The organism is Fundidesulfovibrio sp. (assembly GCF_058402725.1).
Genome location: NZ_JBZVFJ010000096.1, coordinates 1 through 15,052, shown reverse-complemented (window position 1 = coordinate 15,052; position 15,052 = coordinate 1). Strand labels below are relative to the sequence as shown.

Here is a 15,052-nt window from a genome sequence, read left to right as displayed (position 1 = left end):
ATGAATTACGAATAGTTGGAAGGTCTATTGAGGCGTTTTACCGTGCAGGGGTCTCAATGAAGGGTGTGTTGGGTGTTCTGTAGCGAGCGCTCGCGGGCTTGCGTATATTCATTTGAAACAAATGCGGTGGCAAGATGTTCAAGAGGCTTGGCGTCAAGCTTGTCGGGATCATGGTTCTGTCTTTGGTCCCGGTGGTGTGCGCCTTCGTGTTCGCCGCATACAGGCTCAAGGAAGAGTCGATTCGGGTCGCCAATTATCGGATTCTGCACGTTTCGCACGAACTCAAGCACACGCAGATGGCTCTCGTCGGGGAGATCAAGGAGACGTTGCTCCTGTTCTCCCAGGCCAAATGGGTCCGCAGCGTGGATCATGAGCGGATGCGGGAAATGTTCCGTGGCCTGTTGATGCAGCGTGCGAGAATCTACAGCAACATCTTCTATTGCGACAGCGCGGGGAACATCGTCGTCTCTGCGCGGGATGTTGCGGGAAGCCTGAAGTCTGATGAGCGGAAGTATCTGCGTGACGCAGTGAAGTCCAGGTCGTTTTCCACGGGAGAGTATCTCGTGGGTCGGGTGACGGGGAACCCCGTGTTCCATTATTCCTATCCCGTCCTGGACGATGCCGGGGCAGTGTCGGGCGTGTTGGTGCTCTCGGTGAACCTGAACTATCTCATGGACCGTTTCGAGGGCATCCCGCTTCCTCCAGGCTCCTTCGTGCGCGTGTTGGATCACCAGGGGATGAGCCTGATGCGCATTCCTGCGGACGACGCCAACTATCCCCAGGGTTCGCGGCTGTCCGAAGCGTTCTGGCGGCGCATACGGTCGGAGAATGCCGAGGGCACCTTCCTGTCCAAAGGTTCCGACGGCGTGGCAAAGCTCTACGCCTACACAAGCGTCTCCCTTGAAGATGGCAAAGAACCCTACATGTACTTCCTCTTCGGCATCCCCACGGAGGAAATCTACGCCAGCGCAAACCAGCTGACGGTCGTCATGCTGGCCGCTTTCGGCGCGGGTCTGGCGCTGGTGGTGCTCATCTACGCCTACGGGTCCCGGAAGCTGCTCACGGAGCGCATCGAGGCCCTGGCCAGGGCCATGGACTCCGACGTCGCCGTGGAGAGCTTGCCCGTGGCGGACACTCACGGCGACGAGATCAGCGACCTCGGCAAGGCCTTCGCGGACATGAAGCGGCGGACGCAGGAATACGCGGCCGAGGCCATCCGGTCGCGCAATGCGGCCCAGCGGGCCAACCGGGCCAAGAGCGAGTTCCTGGCCAACATGAGCCATGAGATCCGCACGCCCTTCAACGGCATCATGGGCATGCTCCAGCTCTGCCAGGAGACCCGGCTGACGCCCGAGCAGGCCCAGTACGTGTCCATGGCCCTGGAGTCGTCCCGGAAGCTGATGCGGCTGGTCAACGACATCCTGGACCTGGCGCGCATCGAGCAGGGCGGCGAGGTGCTGTGCTTTTCCTCCTTCAGCCTCGCGGACCTGGTGAAGGAACTGGACGCGCTGTTCGGGGTCCAGGCCTCCGAAAAGGGGCTGTACCTCCAGTGGAGCGTGGAGCCCGGCGTGCCGGACCTGCTGCTGGGCGACGAGGTGAAGTTCCGCCAGGTGCTCTTCAACCTGATCGGCAACGGGTTCAAGGCCACGGAGGCGGGCGGGGTGAGCGTGCGTTTCTCGCGCCTGGAAGGCGTGGAAGGCCCTGGAGAGGTGCGCCTCCTGGCCTGTGTGGAGGACACCGGTCGGGGCATAGCGGACAAGGACCTGTCCAGGCTCTTCGAGAAGTTCACCCAGGTGGACGGCTCCTATACGCGGCGCGCCACCGGGGCCGGGCTCGGGTTGGCCATCGTGAAGCGCCTGGTGGGGCTGCTGGGCGGCACGCTCTGCATCTCGTCGGAGCTGGGCAGGGGCACGCAGTGCCATCTTTCGCTGACCTTCGCGCCCGGCAATCAGGGCGCGCCGTCTGAAGCCGCGCCCGCCCGCCACCGGGGCGCGCTGCCGCGACCGGCGCTGCGGGTGCTGCTGGCCGAGGACGAACGCATCAACCAGACCACGGTGAAGGCCTTCCTGGGCAAGGAGGGCTGGAGCGTGGACGTGGCACAGACCGGCCGCGAGGCGCTGGAGCGCCTGGAGTCGGCGACGTACGACGTGGTGCTCATGGACGTGCAGATGCCGGAGATGGACGGGCTCCAGGCCTTGCGGGCCATCCGCCAGGGGGGAAGGCCCTTCGCCTCGGTGCCGGTGATCGTCCTGACGGCCCACGCCATGCACGGAGACCGCGAGGCCATTCTGGAGGCCGGGGCCAGCGCATACCTCTCCAAGCCGGTGGACCTCAGGCAGCTGTCCAGGACCATCGTGGACGTTCTGGCGGGGTAGGCCCTCGCGGCGGATTCGTCCGGGGGCGGCGTTCCGGGCCGATGCCGACGCCGCGACCAGGGCTTGCATCGTCGGGCGCCATGTGGAACCGTCGGCCTCCCGATTGCGTGCGGGAGTCTTCCTGATCGATCCCGAAGAACCGTCGCGCGCAACTCCATGCCATAGGCAGGTAACGTATGAGTCTGTCAGGCGGCGTGCGCTACTCCTTGCATTTGCTGTTCAGCGTCTGCTTCCTCGCGGCCCTGTTCGAGCTGACGCTGGTCTGGGTGGATTACCGTCCGGACAGCGTGCTCGTGCCGCGTTTCTACGCCGACCTGCCGGGCGACCTGGAACCGGACGTCGGGATGCGCGAGGTCTCCACGGCGAACCTTCCGTACCGGTTCTCGACGACGGGCATGGGCACGCGGGCCGGGCGGGAGTTCACTCCCGGCAAGGACGAATCGACCCTTCGCGTCCTGTGCCTGGGCGATTCGTTCACCTTCGGCTTCGGCGTCGACGACCGGGACGCGTATCCGGATCTTCTCCAGAGGGAACTTGAGACCCGCTACCCGGGCGCGCGGATCGAGGTGATCAACGCCGGAATGCCCCTCTACGGCCTGCTGGACGCGATGGATTACTACCTCCAGAAGGGGAGGGGGCTTCGCCCCGACATGGTGGTCGTGCAGTTCTTCCTCAACGACCTCCAGGACCTCACCCGGATTCCCTCGTTTCGTGAGGCGCGCCGGGCGGATCCGGCCCGCACGACGCGCTCCGCGCTGACCCGGTGGCTCTCGGGCTTCAGGACCTATCAGTTGCTGGCGGCGCTTGGGCAGCGGATGTCCGGCATGTACTTCTACTCCGCGTTCGGCACGCAGCCGGAGGACGGATTCCGCAACGCCCAGCTCGAGCCCTTCCGCTTCATGTCCACGGAGAGGCAGAAGGAGCTGCTCTGGTCCAATCAATACTACGACGTCGAGTCCCGCATGGCCCTGGAGCCGGTCTGGCAGGGCTACCGCGACGCGCTGGAGGGGTTCTCGCGCCTCCTGGCGGAGGACGGAGCGCCGTTGCTCTTCGTGGGCATCCAGGACAGCAAGAATGTCCTGGAGTTTCACGACTGGTGCGACCTGAACCTCTACCCCTTCCTGGAGCGCGCGGGCATTCAGGCGGTCAACACCACGCCCCTGTTCCGCGAAGCCTTCTATGCGCGCAACATCAACCCCTACCTGCTCCCCCTGGACGGGCACCTGAGCGCAGCAGGCAACCACCTGCTGGCCAGGGCCGTGGCCGACAGGATGGCGGTGGTCGCGGACGGCGGGACAAAGCCCCGGCTGGCGCTGCTGGGGCAGCCCGCCCCCGCGCCTCGCGCGCCCGGCCGCTCCATCGCGCTGACGCCCGATCCGGAGGATTTCCTGCGCATCGCCCCGGGCGACCCCTCCGCGAGCGCCGCGCTGGTGTCCAGGGACAACGTCCGCTGCGAGGTCTATCCCTCGCCGGAGATGCTCCTGATCAGGCCGGGCGCAGGGCAAGGCCGGAAGGGATCGTTCACCGTGCGCGTGGACGCGGCCGCAGGCATGTCCGGGGTGAAGCTCTGGTTCGCCTACCGGTTCGACGAGGAGGCCGCAGGGCGTTCTAGCGTGGTCGTCTCGCGGTCGCTGGACGGCGAGCACTGGGAGCGTGTCTATTTCAAAACCCACGACGGTTCGCGTCGGGAATCGGGCTTCGAGAACTACCGGCAGCTGACGCTGCCCCTGGACGCGTCGCGCCCCGCGTCGCTCTTTCTGCGCTTCGAGCTGGCGGGGAAGGCCGAACTCTTCGCGGAGCCGCCGTCTGGCAAGCCGACCTTCCGGCGACTCGAACTCCAGGTGGAGACGGACGGGGGGCGTTGAGCGTCGGCAGGCCTGGCGGCGCAGAATCGCCCGTCCGGATGCGCGGCCGGGGGCGCGCGTCGCGCCCTCCCCGGGGCATCCTGTCCTGGGCGTTGCCCGTCCCCCGTGCAGAGCTCCCGTGAGCCCTTCCTGGAATCGGCCAGGGCTCTTTCCGTTACGCCAGGGACGTGCCTCCCATCCCCTCAATCCGCCTTGATTTCCTCATTCTGTAAATCCCGACCGGAATCGGATTGACAAAATTCCTTCCTCCGCATAAACGTGCCGGAAATTGATCACGCCGTTTCGCTGGGAGTAACGATGCCCATGCCGGACAACACCGCCGCCGCCCTGCGGCAGGACGCCGCCGCCGAGGAAACAAAGCCCGCGCGCGCCAAGGACAACGCCTCGGAGACCCTTGCCAAGGGCCTGCGCATCCTCGACATCTTCGGCATCGACGACTCCGGCTTCACCCTGAGCCAGATCGCCGCCCGGGTGCACCTGAACAAAACGAGCGTCTACCGCTACGTGAACACCTTCCGGGAGCTGGGCTACCTGCGCCGCGACGAGCGCACCGGCCTCTACCACCTGGGCGTGCGCTCCCTCTCGCTGGCCTACACCATCGTGGAGAAGTCCGAGATGGTGCAGCTGGTGAAGCCCTTCGTGCTGGAGGCCAACCGCAAGCACGGCGTCCACGTGGACGTGGGCCTGGTGAAGGGCGACGCCATCTACCTGATCTACCGCCACGAATCCAAGGACACCTCGGTGTTCCGCTCCTTCTCCTACTCCTCCGACCTCTACTACTTGGCCACCGGCAAGGCCGCCATGGCCTTCATGGAGCAGGACGAGCTTTCCGCCCTGCTGGACCGCCTGGACCTGGCCGCCAAGACCGACAAGACCCTCACCGACCGCGAATCCCTGCTCAAGGAGCTGGAACGTTCCCGCGAACAGGGCTACTGCGTGAACAACGAGGAGTTCGTGCCCGGGCTCATCGCCATCGGCGCTCCGCTGTTCTCGCTGCGCACGGGCAAGGCCATCGGCGGCGTGAGCTTCGACTCCACCACGGACCAGTTTTCCATGAAGGAGTTCGAGGCGCGCTTCTCGGGCTACCTGGTGGAACTGGCCAAGAAGATTTCGGCGGTGGTCTCGCTCTAGCGGGGCCCCCGCGTCGGCAAACCCCAACCGGCGGCCGAGGGGCCTGCCGGCAACACCAGACATGGAGGCAGTTTGATGAAACGGATTCTCTCTCTGTGCATGGCCATGATCCTCGCCATGGCCACCTTCGCCTGGGCCGCGGACGACACCGTCCGCATCGGCGTTTTCCTGCCCCTGACCGGCCAGAACGCCTTCGGCGGCCAGCTGGAGCTCGAGGGCGTGCAGATGGCCCACAAGGAAGCCGGCACCGTGCTGGGCAAGAAGATCGAACTCTTCGTGGTGGACAACAAGTCCGACAAGGTGGAGGCCGCCAACGCCACCAAGCGCCTGATCGAGAAAGAGAAGGTGCAGGCCATCATCGGCACCTACGGCTCCTCCCTGGCCATGGCCGGCGGCGAGCACTCCGAGAACGCCGGCATCCCCCAGGTGGGCACCAGCTGCACCAACCCCCTGGTGACCCAGGGCAAGAAGTACATCTTCCGCGTGTGCTTCATCGACCCCTTCCAGGGCGCCGGCGCGGCCACCTACGCCGCCAAGACCCTGGGCTTCAAGAAGGCCGCCATGCTGGTGGACGTGGCCAACGACTACTCCGTGGGCCTCTCCAACTTCTTCAAGAAGTCCTTCACCAAGCAGGGCGGACAGATCGTCTCCACCCTCAACTACCAGTCCGGCGACCAGGACTTCACCGCCCAGCTGACCAAGATCATCGCCGAGAAGCCCGACGTCCTCTTCATCCCCTCCTACTTCGCCGAGGGCGCCATCATCATGAAGCAGGCCAAGGAGCTGGGCGCCACCTTCAAGATCATGGGCGGCGACGCCATGGACAACCCCGAGATCACCAAGATCGGCGGCAAGGCGGTCGAGGGCTTCGTGCACACCACCTTCCCCTACGATCCTTCCATGAAGGAAATGAACCCCGTGGCCAAGAAGTTCACGGATGACTGGAAGAAGACCCACTCCGCCGACAAAGAGCCCAACGTCAACGCCGCCCTGGGCTACGACGCCTACATGATCATCATCGACGCCATCAAGCGCGCCGGCAAGGCCGACCCCGCCGCCATCACCAAGGCCCTTGCCGAGACCAAGGGCTTCGTGGGCGTCACCGGCGCCACCACCATCAACGAGACCCACGACGCCGAAAAGCCCGTGGGCCTTGTGATGATCAAGGACGGCAAGAAGGTCTACACCGGCGAGATCACTCCCGACCTGTAAAAGCGGCGGCGGGACTCCTCCGCCAGCCCCTCGATCCGTGACCCGCTTCGCGGGGTCCGCCTCCTGGCGGGCCCCGCCAGCGGGAGGCTCCCGGAACGCCGGGAACCCCGCGCGCCGCTCCCCGCCGGCGCAAGCGCCCAAGGGCGCGCGGCCCGAACAAAGGACTTTCCATGAACGTCGAACAGTTCATCCAGCACGCCCTGAACAGCCTGACCCTGGGCAGCCTCTACGCGCTCATCGCCATCGGCTACACCATGGTCTACGGCATCCTGCGGCTCATCAACTTCGCCCACTCCGAGATCTTCATGCTGGGCGCGTATTTCGTCTTCTGGGGCGTCACGCTCTTCGCCCTGCCCTGGCCGGTGGCCATCGTGCTCTCCATCGCGGTCACGGCGCTCACGGGCATCCTGGTGGACCGCATCGCCTACCGGCCCCTGCGCGACGCGCCGCGCATCTCGGCGCTCATCAGCGCCATCGGCGTCTCGTTCTTTTTGCAGAACGTGGCCATCGTGTTCTTCCAGGCCATTCCCCGCGCCGTCTACCGGCCCGAATGGATGGAGGATCCCATCATCTGGGGCAACGTGCGCATTCTGCCCATCACGCTCTTCGTGCCGGTGCTCTCGGTGGCCCTCATGCTGGCCCTTGTCTGGGTGGTCTACCGCACCAAGACCGGCCTGGGCATGCGCGCCATCAGCAAGGACATCGAGACGAGCTACCTGATGGGCGTGCCGGTCAACCGCGTCATCGCGGTCACCTTCGGCATCGGCTCGGCCCTGGCGGCGGCCTCGGGCATCATGTGGGCCCTGCGCTACCCGCAGCTGCAGCCCGTGATGGGGGCCATCCCGGGTTTCAAGGCCTTCATCGCGGCCGTGTTCGGCGGCATCGGCTCCATCCAGGGCGCGGTGGTGGGCGGCGTGGTCCTGGGCTTCATCGAGATCATGACCGTGGCCTTCTTCCCCGACCTGGCCGGCTACCGCGACGCCTTCGCCTTCGTGCTGCTCATCGGGGTGCTCCTGATCAAACCCACCGGCCTGTTCGGTGACAAGGCCGAGGAGAAGGTGTGATGAAACGCTCCACCACCACCCTGCTCAACGTGGCGGCCGTGGCCCTGGTGGGCCTGTTCACGGCCTGGGCCCAGGCCAGCCTGGACGGCTACTCGGTCCAGATTCTCAACCTCATCGCCGTGAACATCATCCTGGCCCTGTCGCTCAACCTGATCTACGGCTTCACCGGGCTCTTCAGCCTGGGCCACGCCGGGTTCATGGCCATCGGGGCCTACGTCTGCTCCATCCTGATCATGACAGCAGACCAGAAGGAGATGCTCTTCATCCTGGGCGACCCCGCCCCCTGGGTGCTGGCGGCCCACGCCCCCTTCGTGGTGGCCGTGCTGGCCGGGGGGCTCGTGGCGGCGTTCTTCGGCGCGCTCATCGGGCTGCCGCTGCTCAAGCTGGGAGACGACTACCTGGGCATCGCCACCCTGGGCTTCGCCGAGATCGTGCGCGTGGCCGCCACCAACATGAGTTCCGTCACCAACGGCGCGCTGGGCTTCAAGGGCATCCCCGCCTACGCCAACCTCTGGTGGAACGTGGCCTGGTGCCTGGTGACGCTCTACGTGATCGTGAAGCTTCTCAAGAGCAACACCGGCAACGTGCTCAAGGCCATCCGCGACAACGAGGTGGCGGCCAAGGCCATGGGCGTGGACGTGCTGCGCATGAAGCTGCTCTCCTTCACGGTGGGCTCCTTCTTCGCGGGCGTGGGCGGGGCGCTGCTGGCCAGCCTGCTCACCACCATCGACCCCAGGATGTTCCTCTTCACGCTCACCTTCAACGTGCTGATGATCGTGGTCACGGGCGGCCTGGGCTCCCTTACGGGCTCGGTGCTGGCGGGCGTGGGCATCACGGTGCTGCTCGAGTGGCTGCGCGTGGTGGAGAACCCGGTGAGCTTCGCGGGCATCGAGATCGCGGGCATCCCCGGCATGCGCATGGTGGTGTTTTCGCTCGCGCTCATCGTGATCATCCTCTTCAGGCGCGAGGGCCTCATGGGCATGCGCGAGATCACCTGGGAGGGCATGGCCCGCGCTCTGCGGGGCAAGGGGGTGGCGAAATGAGCGATTACGTCCTGGAAACCCGGGGCCTGACCATGCGCTTCGGCGGCCTCACCGCCGTGAACGGCTTCAGCGTCCAGCTGGCCCAGGGGAGCATCGGGGGGCTCATCGGCCCCAACGGCGCGGGCAAGACCACCTGCTTCAACATGATCACCGGCTTCTACCGCCCCACCGAGGGCACGGTGCTCCTGGACGGCAGGGGCCTCACGGGCATGTCGCCCGACAAGGTGTGCGCGGCGGGCATCGCCCGCACCTTCCAGAACATCCGGCTCTTCGGCAACGCAACGGTGCTGGAGAACGTGATGGTGGCCGCCCACGTGCGCCAGCGCTCCAGCTGGCTGGGGGCCGTGTTCTGCACCCCCGGCGCGCGCCGCGAGGACAAGGAGATCCGCCAGCGGGCCCTGGAGCTTCTGGGCGTGGTGGGCCTGGCGGGGCTGGCCGACGAGCAGGCCTCCGGACTGCCCTACGGCGCGCAGCGCAGGCTGGAGATCGCCCGCGCCCTGGCCACCAACCCCAGGCTCCTGCTCCTGGACGAACCGGCCGCGGGCATGAACCCCCAGGAAACCCTGGAGCTCATGGACTTCGTGCGCGACATCCGCGACCGCTTCGAGCTCACGGTGCTGCTCATCGAGCACGACATGAAGCTCGTCATGGGCATCTGCGAGCGCATCTGGGTGCTGGACTACGGCGTGACCATCGCCGTGGGCGATCCCGGGGAGATCAAGTCCGATCCCAAGGTCATCGAGGCCTATCTGGGCGAGGAGGCCCACTGCGATGCTTAAGGTGCAGGACCTTCACGTGCACTACGGCGGCATCCACGCCCTCAAGGGCGTGAGCCTGGAGGCGCCCCAGGGCAAGGTGGTCACGCTCATCGGGGCCAACGGCGCGGGCAAGTCCAGCACGCTGCGCGCCATTGCGGGGCTCATCAAGAACAAGAAGGGGTCCATCTCCTACAACGGCAAGGACATCGGGGCCATGAACCCGGTGGAGGTGGTCAAGTCGGGCATCGCCATGTCGCCCGAGGGGCGGCGCATCTTCCCCCACCTCAGCGTGTACGAGAACTTCATGCTCGGGGCCTATTCCCGCGAGGACAAGGACGGCATCGCCCGCGACCTCAAGTGGGTCTACGACCTCTTCCCCCGCATGTACGAGCGCCGCGAGCAGAAGGGCGGCACCCTCTCCGGCGGCGAGCAGCAGATGCTCGCCGTGGGCCGCGCCCTCATGAGCGCCCCCGAGGTGCTCATGCTCGACGAGCCGAGCCTGGGCCTGGCCCCCATCCTGGTGCGCGACGTCTTCGAAATCATCAAGGCCATCAACGAGAAAGGCATGACCGTGCTCCTGGTGGAGCAGAACGCCTTCGCCGCGCTCAAGGTGGCCCACTACGCCTACGTGCTGGAGACCGGGCGCATCGTGCTGGAGGGCACAGGCCAGGAGCTTTCCTGCGACCAGCGCGTGCGCGAGGCCTATCTGGGCGGCTGAGCCCCGCCCCGGACCGCATCCTTCCACACCTTCCACGGGCGCGCGGGACACCACACCCGCGCGCCCAAACCATCACGGGCAGGCACATGGACGAGACCACCCCCCCCAGGGCCTCCAGGCAGCAGCGCGTGGAGCGCGACTCCCTGGGCGAGATGAACGTCCCCGCCGGGGCGCTCTACGGCATCCAGACCATGCGCGCCGTGCGCAACTACCCCATCACCGGGGTGCACATCTCCCACTACCCGGAGTTCATCAAGGCCCTGGCCGCCGTGAAGAAGGCCGCCGCCCTGGCCAACGAGCGCATGGGCCTCCTGGACGCCGAGCGCGCCGGGGCCATCCGCAAGGCCTGCGCCCTGCTCCTGGAGGGCAAGTGCCGCGCCCACTTCCCCGTGGACGTGATCCAGGGCGGCGCGGGCACCTCCACCAACATGAACGTCAACGAGGTGGTGGCAAACCTTGCCCTGGAGATCCTGGGCAGGCCGCGCGGCGACTACGCCTTCCTGCACCCGCTCAACCACGTGAACCTCTCCCAGTCCACCAACGACGTCTACCCCTCGGCCCTGCGCCTGGCCCTGGTGATGATGGGGCGCGACCTGCACAAGGCCAGGGGCGGCTCGCCAAGGCCCTGGCGGCCAAGGGCAGGCAGTTCGCCCACATCATCAAGATCGGGCGCACCCAGCTCCAGGACGCCGTGCCCATGACCCTGGGCCAGGAGTTCTCGGCCTGGGCCCTCATGGTGGAGGAGGACCGCCAGCGCCTGCTGGAGGCCCTGGACCTGGTGCGCGAGATCAACCTGGGCGGCACGGCCATCGGCACCAGCCTGAACGCACCGGCGGGCTATCCGGCCCTGGCCGTGGAAATGCTCTGCAAGGTGAGCGGCCACCGCATGGTGCTCTCCTCCGACCTGGTGGAGGCCACCCAGGACGCAGGGGCCTACGTGCAGTTCTCGGGCGTGCTCAAGCGCACGGCCGTGAAGCTCTCCAAGATCTGCAACGACCTGCGCCTGCTTTCCTCCGGCCCGCGCTGCGGCCTGGGCGAGATCCGTCTGCCCAAGATGGCCCCGGGCTCGTCCATCATGCCCGGCAAGGTGAACCCCGTGATCCCCGAGGTGGTCAACCAGATCGCCTTCCAGGTGATCGGTTCGGACCTCACCGTCACCCTGGCCGCCGAGGCGGGCCAGCTGGAGCTGAACGCCATGGAGCCCGTGCTGGCGCACAACCTCTTCAATTCGCTCACGCTCCTGCGCAGGGGGTGCCTTGTGCTGGCCGAGAAGTGCGTCAAGGGCATCGAGGCCGACGAGGCGCGCTGCCGCGAGCTGCTGGAACGCAGCCTCGGCCTGGCCACGGCCCTGTGCCCCCACGTGGGCTACGACCAGGCCGCCCGCGTGGCCCAGCACGCCCAGGCCAGGGGCCAGAGCGTGCACGAGGCCGCCCGCGAGCTGCTGGACTGGGACGACGAGCGCCTGACCCGCGTGCTGGACCCCTCGGCCATGCTCAACCCCGACGCCAAGGGAGGCGCGGCGTGAACCTTTCCATCTACACCATGGGCGGCACCATCGACAAAATCTACTTCGACGACCTCTCCACCTACGAGGTGGGCGAGCCCCAGGCCGGCGAGATCCTCAAGGAGGCCAAGTCCGCCGTGGAGTTCACCCTGCGCGAGGTGACCCGCAAGGACAGCCTGCACCTCACCGCGGAGGACCGCGCCCTCCTGCGCTCCCTGGTGGAGGCCGACCCCGCCCGCCATGTGCTGGTGACCCACGGCACCGACACCATGGCCGAGACCGCCGAGGCCCTGCGAGGCATCCCGGGCAAGGTGATCGTGTTCACGGGCGCGCTCAGCCCCGCGCGCTTCAAGGGTTCGGACGCGCCCTTCAACGTGGGCTGCGCCGTGGGCGCGGCCCAGGGCCTGCCCGAGGGGGTGTACCTGTGCATGAACGGCCTGGTGTTCCAGGCGGGCAAGGTGCGCAAGAACCGCGAGGCCGGACGCTTCGAGGCTCAGGGTTGACCCGGTCCGGTGTCGGTCGGGGCTTGCCAGGGCCTCGCGGTTGAGGGTATGAAGCTGGGCTCCCCCGCCGCGCGGGCAGCCCGCGACACCCCCCAGGAGATCTCCGTGTTCGACCGCATCGCCGCTTCCATGGTCTCCCGTCCCGCCCGCTGGCTCGTCACGGGCTGCGGCGGATTCATAGGCTCCAACCTTGTCGAGCGCCTTCTGGGTCTTGGCCAGTCGGTCACTGGCCTGGACAGCTTCGCCACGGGGCACCGCTCCAACCTCGAGGACGTGCGCGCCTGCGTCGGCCCGGAGGCCTTTGCGCGCTTCACCCTTGTGGAGGGCGACATCACCGACCCAAAGGCCTGCGCCGAGGCCTGCCGCAGCGCGGACTACGTGCTCCACCAGGCCGCCCTGGGCAGCGTGCCGCGCTCCATCGACGACCCGCTGCTCACCAACGCGGTCAACGCGGGCGGCTTCCTGAACATGCTCGTGGCCGCGCGCGACGCGGGCGTGCGCCGCTTCGTCTACGCATCCTCCAGTTCCGTCTACGGCGACCACCCCGGACTGCCCAAGGTGGAGGAGCGCACCGGACGCCAGCTCTCGCCCTACGCCGTGAGCAAGATGGCCAACGAGCTCTACGCCGACGTGTTCGGCTCCTGCTACGGCATGCAGCTGGCGGGCCTGCGCTACTTCAACATCTTCGGCCCCCGGCAGGACCCCGAGGGGGCCTACGCCGCCGTGATCCCCAAGTGGTTCTCGGCCCTGCTGGCCGGGGAGACCGTCTTCATCAACGGCGACGGCGAGACCAGCCGCGACTTCTGCTATGTGGAGAACGCCGTGCGCGCCAACCTGCTGGCCGCCCTCTCGGAGCACCCCGAGGCCCCGGGCAAGGCCTACAACGTGGCCTGCGGCGAACGCACCACCCTCAACGAGCTCTTCGTGCTCATCCGCGAGATCGTGGCCCGGCGCAGGCCCGAGGCCGCAGGCGCGGCGCCCGTGCACCGCGCCGAGCGCGCGGGCGACGTGCGCCATTCCCTGGCCGACATCTCCCGCGCGCGCGAGCTGCTGGGCTACGAGCCCGTGGTGCTCGTGCGGCCCGGCATGGAGCTGGCCGCCCAGTGGTATTTCCGCGCCGCCGGAGGGGAAGCCTAGCCTCCCGGACCGCCCGCGCCCCTGCGGCAGCGCATGCGAACCCGCGCGGGAGGTTTCCCGCGCGGGTTTCGTGTTTTTCGGGGGGCCGACGCCGCACCAGGCGCTTCGTGCGTCGCCGCCTCGCCAGGCGGCGGCATCCGCGCAGGCCTTGACGCGCCCGGCAGGGGAAGCCAGCACGGGAGGCGCACGAAATCCCTTCAGTATCGGACAGAGATTGTCTTGTAGGAATAATTATTGTAAAGCTGCCCCTGCTTCCGGGCAAAACCCTTGGGTTCGACCCGGAAACGTGCTAACGCGGGTCCAGCGGCCCTTCGTGCCGCCAACCCGCGAAATCAACGGAAAATCAGCCTCCAAGGAGAATCGCGATGTCCGACAGGGAAGCCCGCAAGGCCAAGGTGGTGGAAGTGCTCAACAAGGCCCGTGGCATGGAGCTTCAGGCCATCCACCAGTACATGAACCAGCACTACAACCTCGACAGCCTGGACTACGGCGAGCTGGCCAAGAACATGAAGCTCATCGCCATCGACGAGATGCGCCACGCCGAGATGTTCGCCGAACGCATCAAGGAGCTCGACGGCGACCCCACCGCCGAAAAGGCCGGAAACATCGTGAAGGGCCAGAAGGTGGAGCAGGTCTACGTCTTCGACGCCAACACCGAGGACGACACCATCGACTCCTACAACCAGTTCCTCAACGTCTGCCGCGAAAACGGCGACTCCATCAGCGCCAAGCTCTTCGAGACCGTCATCGAAGAAGAGCAGCTGCACTTCAACTACTTCGACAACATCGACAAGCACATCAAGACCCTGGGCGCCACCTACCTCTCAAAGATCGCCGGCACCCCGGCCTCCACGGGCGGAACCACCAAGGGCTTCGCCATCCCCGGCGGCGGGGCCTGACCCCCGGCGGCCAACGCCGTGTGAACGCTCCGGGACGCCCCGGCCACCCGCCCGGACGGCCGGGGCGTTCGTGCCTGTACGGTGTGTCCTTCGCGTCTCGTTGCAGCCCGCGCCTTCCCATCTCTCAAGTCACAGCCCGGTCCGGCGTCGCCCGGCGCTGCCCGGGCGGCCCGGAGTGGCCGCGTCCGGCGCTGTCCGGCGCTGCCCGGCCCGGCCCGGCCCGGCGCTGCCGCGCCGGAAGAACACGGGGCTCCGCCCCGGACCCCGCCAGGGCTCCGCCCTGGACCCCCCGGAGAGAAGCGTCTCATGGCCGGTCAGCTCCCCGGGATCCGCCGGGGCGGGGGCCTCCAGGGCCTCGGAGACCTCCAGGGGGCGAGACTGCACCACGAACACTCCGCCGGAGGCGTCGACGCACCACTCCACGTCCTGGGGCGCGCCGAAGTGCTCCTCCAGGGAGAGGCCCAGGCGGACCAGCCGCCCCACGACGCCGGGGGCCAGCAGGCCGTACCCGGAGGGCTCCAGCGAGGGCAGGGCGATCAGGGTGGTCTCGGCCTCGGAGCGCCCGGACACGAGGGCGTCGCCCAGGCCCGGCACGGCGTCCAGGCGCATGCGGCGGGCGTCGTGCGCGCCCGGGTCCAGGGTGTAGAGCACGCCGCTGGCCACAGCCGGGACCATGGCCAGCACCAGCGCGGCCATGGGCGCGTCGGCGTCGTCCAGGCCCTGGCGAAGGCGGTAGAGCACCGCGCGCGGCGTGTACTTGCCGGCGTAGACCTCCTTGAGCGCGGCGGCCGCGCCCTCGAGGGGCACGTCCAGCACCGACTCGTACTGCCCGGCGAAGCTGGC

The 15,052-nt window shown here is 67.5% G+C and carries 15 protein-coding genes; 13 read left to right on the top strand and 2 right to left on the bottom strand.

Annotated features, from left to right (window positions below; translation table 11 throughout):
• Positions 1 to 53: 53 nt before the first annotated feature.
• Positions 54 to 371: a hypothetical protein gene (locus ACV4UX_RS12835; RefSeq protein WP_491593674.1), complete on the bottom strand. Its 318-nt coding sequence runs from the start codon at positions 369 to 371 to the stop codon at positions 54 to 56.
• On the opposite strand from ACV4UX_RS12835, the gene ACV4UX_RS12830 reads away from it, so the two are divergent.
• The 13 genes from ACV4UX_RS12830 to ACV4UX_RS12770 all read left to right on the top strand — a co-directional run bounded on the left by ACV4UX_RS12830 (position 297) and on the right by ACV4UX_RS12770 (position 14,209).
• The gene (locus tag ACV4UX_RS12830) at positions 297 to 2,375 is read left to right on the top strand and encodes a hybrid sensor histidine kinase/response regulator (protein ID WP_491593671.1); all 2,079 of its coding nucleotides are present in this window, start codon (positions 297 to 299) and stop codon (positions 2,373 to 2,375) included. The genes ACV4UX_RS12835 and ACV4UX_RS12830 overlap by 75 nt on opposite strands.
• Positions 2,376 to 2,551: 176 nt before the next feature.
• A complete protein-coding gene (locus ACV4UX_RS12825) occupies positions 2,552 to 4,240 on the top strand; it encodes an SGNH/GDSL hydrolase family protein (protein WP_491593670.1) in 1,689 nt (562 codons plus the stop codon).
• A 297-nt stretch (positions 4,241 to 4,537) separates the two neighbouring features.
• Positions 4,538 to 5,371 (top strand): IclR family transcriptional regulator, encoded by an 834-nt coding sequence (locus tag ACV4UX_RS12820; RefSeq protein WP_491593669.1) that lies wholly within the window; start codon positions 4,538 to 4,540, stop codon positions 5,369 to 5,371.
• A 75-nt stretch (positions 5,372 to 5,446) separates the two neighbouring features.
• On the top strand, positions 5,447 to 6,583 hold the full coding sequence (locus tag ACV4UX_RS12815) for an ABC transporter substrate-binding protein (RefSeq protein ID WP_491593668.1): 1,137 nt from the start codon (positions 5,447 to 5,449) through the stop codon (positions 6,581 to 6,583).
• 170 nt (positions 6,584 to 6,753) lie between these two features.
• Positions 6,754 to 7,647, top strand: coding sequence for a branched-chain amino acid ABC transporter permease (locus tag ACV4UX_RS12810; protein ID WP_491593667.1), 894 nt, complete (start codon positions 6,754 to 6,756; stop codon positions 7,645 to 7,647).
• Positions 7,647 to 8,690 carry a branched-chain amino acid ABC transporter permease gene (locus ACV4UX_RS12805; RefSeq protein WP_491593666.1) on the top strand — a complete coding sequence of 348 codons (1,044 nt, stop codon included), beginning with the start codon at positions 7,647 to 7,649 and terminating at the stop codon, positions 8,688 to 8,690. Before ACV4UX_RS12810 ends, ACV4UX_RS12805 begins: the two co-directional genes overlap by 1 nt.
• Positions 8,687 to 9,469 carry an ABC transporter ATP-binding protein gene (locus tag ACV4UX_RS12800; protein WP_491593665.1) on the top strand — a complete coding sequence of 261 codons (783 nt, stop codon included), beginning with the start codon at positions 8,687 to 8,689 and terminating at the stop codon, positions 9,467 to 9,469. The genes ACV4UX_RS12805 and ACV4UX_RS12800 overlap by 4 nt, the downstream gene beginning before the upstream one ends.
• Entirely contained in the window at positions 9,462 to 10,166 is a 705-nt protein-coding gene (locus tag ACV4UX_RS12795) for an ABC transporter ATP-binding protein (protein WP_491593664.1), read from the top strand. Before ACV4UX_RS12800 ends, ACV4UX_RS12795 begins: the two co-directional genes overlap by 8 nt.
• Before the next feature lie 86 nt (positions 10,167 to 10,252).
• On the top strand, positions 10,253 to 10,867 hold the full coding sequence (locus ACV4UX_RS12790; RefSeq protein ID WP_491593663.1) for a lyase family protein: 615 nt from the start codon (positions 10,253 to 10,255) through the stop codon (positions 10,865 to 10,867).
• The gene (locus ACV4UX_RS12785) at positions 10,792 to 11,691 is read left to right on the top strand and encodes a lyase family protein (protein WP_491593673.1); all 900 of its coding nucleotides are present in this window, start codon (positions 10,792 to 10,794) and stop codon (positions 11,689 to 11,691) included. Before ACV4UX_RS12790 ends, ACV4UX_RS12785 begins: the two co-directional genes overlap by 76 nt.
• On the top strand, positions 11,688 to 12,173 hold the full coding sequence (locus ACV4UX_RS12780) for an asparaginase domain-containing protein (RefSeq protein WP_491593662.1): 486 nt from the start codon (positions 11,688 to 11,690) through the stop codon (positions 12,171 to 12,173). The genes ACV4UX_RS12785 and ACV4UX_RS12780 overlap by 4 nt, the downstream gene beginning before the upstream one ends.
• 99 nt (positions 12,174 to 12,272) lie before the next feature.
• The gene (locus tag ACV4UX_RS12775; protein ID WP_491593672.1) at positions 12,273 to 13,310 is read left to right on the top strand and encodes an SDR family oxidoreductase; all 1,038 of its coding nucleotides are present in this window, start codon (positions 12,273 to 12,275) and stop codon (positions 13,308 to 13,310) included.
• A gap of 365 nt (positions 13,311 to 13,675) precedes the next feature.
• Positions 13,676 to 14,209, top strand: a complete 534-nt coding sequence (locus ACV4UX_RS12770) for a ferritin-like domain-containing protein (protein ID WP_491593661.1) — start codon at positions 13,676 to 13,678, stop codon at positions 14,207 to 14,209.
• Between the two features lie 129 nt (positions 14,210 to 14,338).
• Here the strand turns inward: ACV4UX_RS12770 and ACV4UX_RS12765 are convergent.
• Positions 14,339 to 15,052: PEP/pyruvate-binding domain-containing protein (locus tag ACV4UX_RS12765; protein ID WP_491593660.1), on the bottom strand; the 714-nt coding region annotated here is incomplete at its 5' end.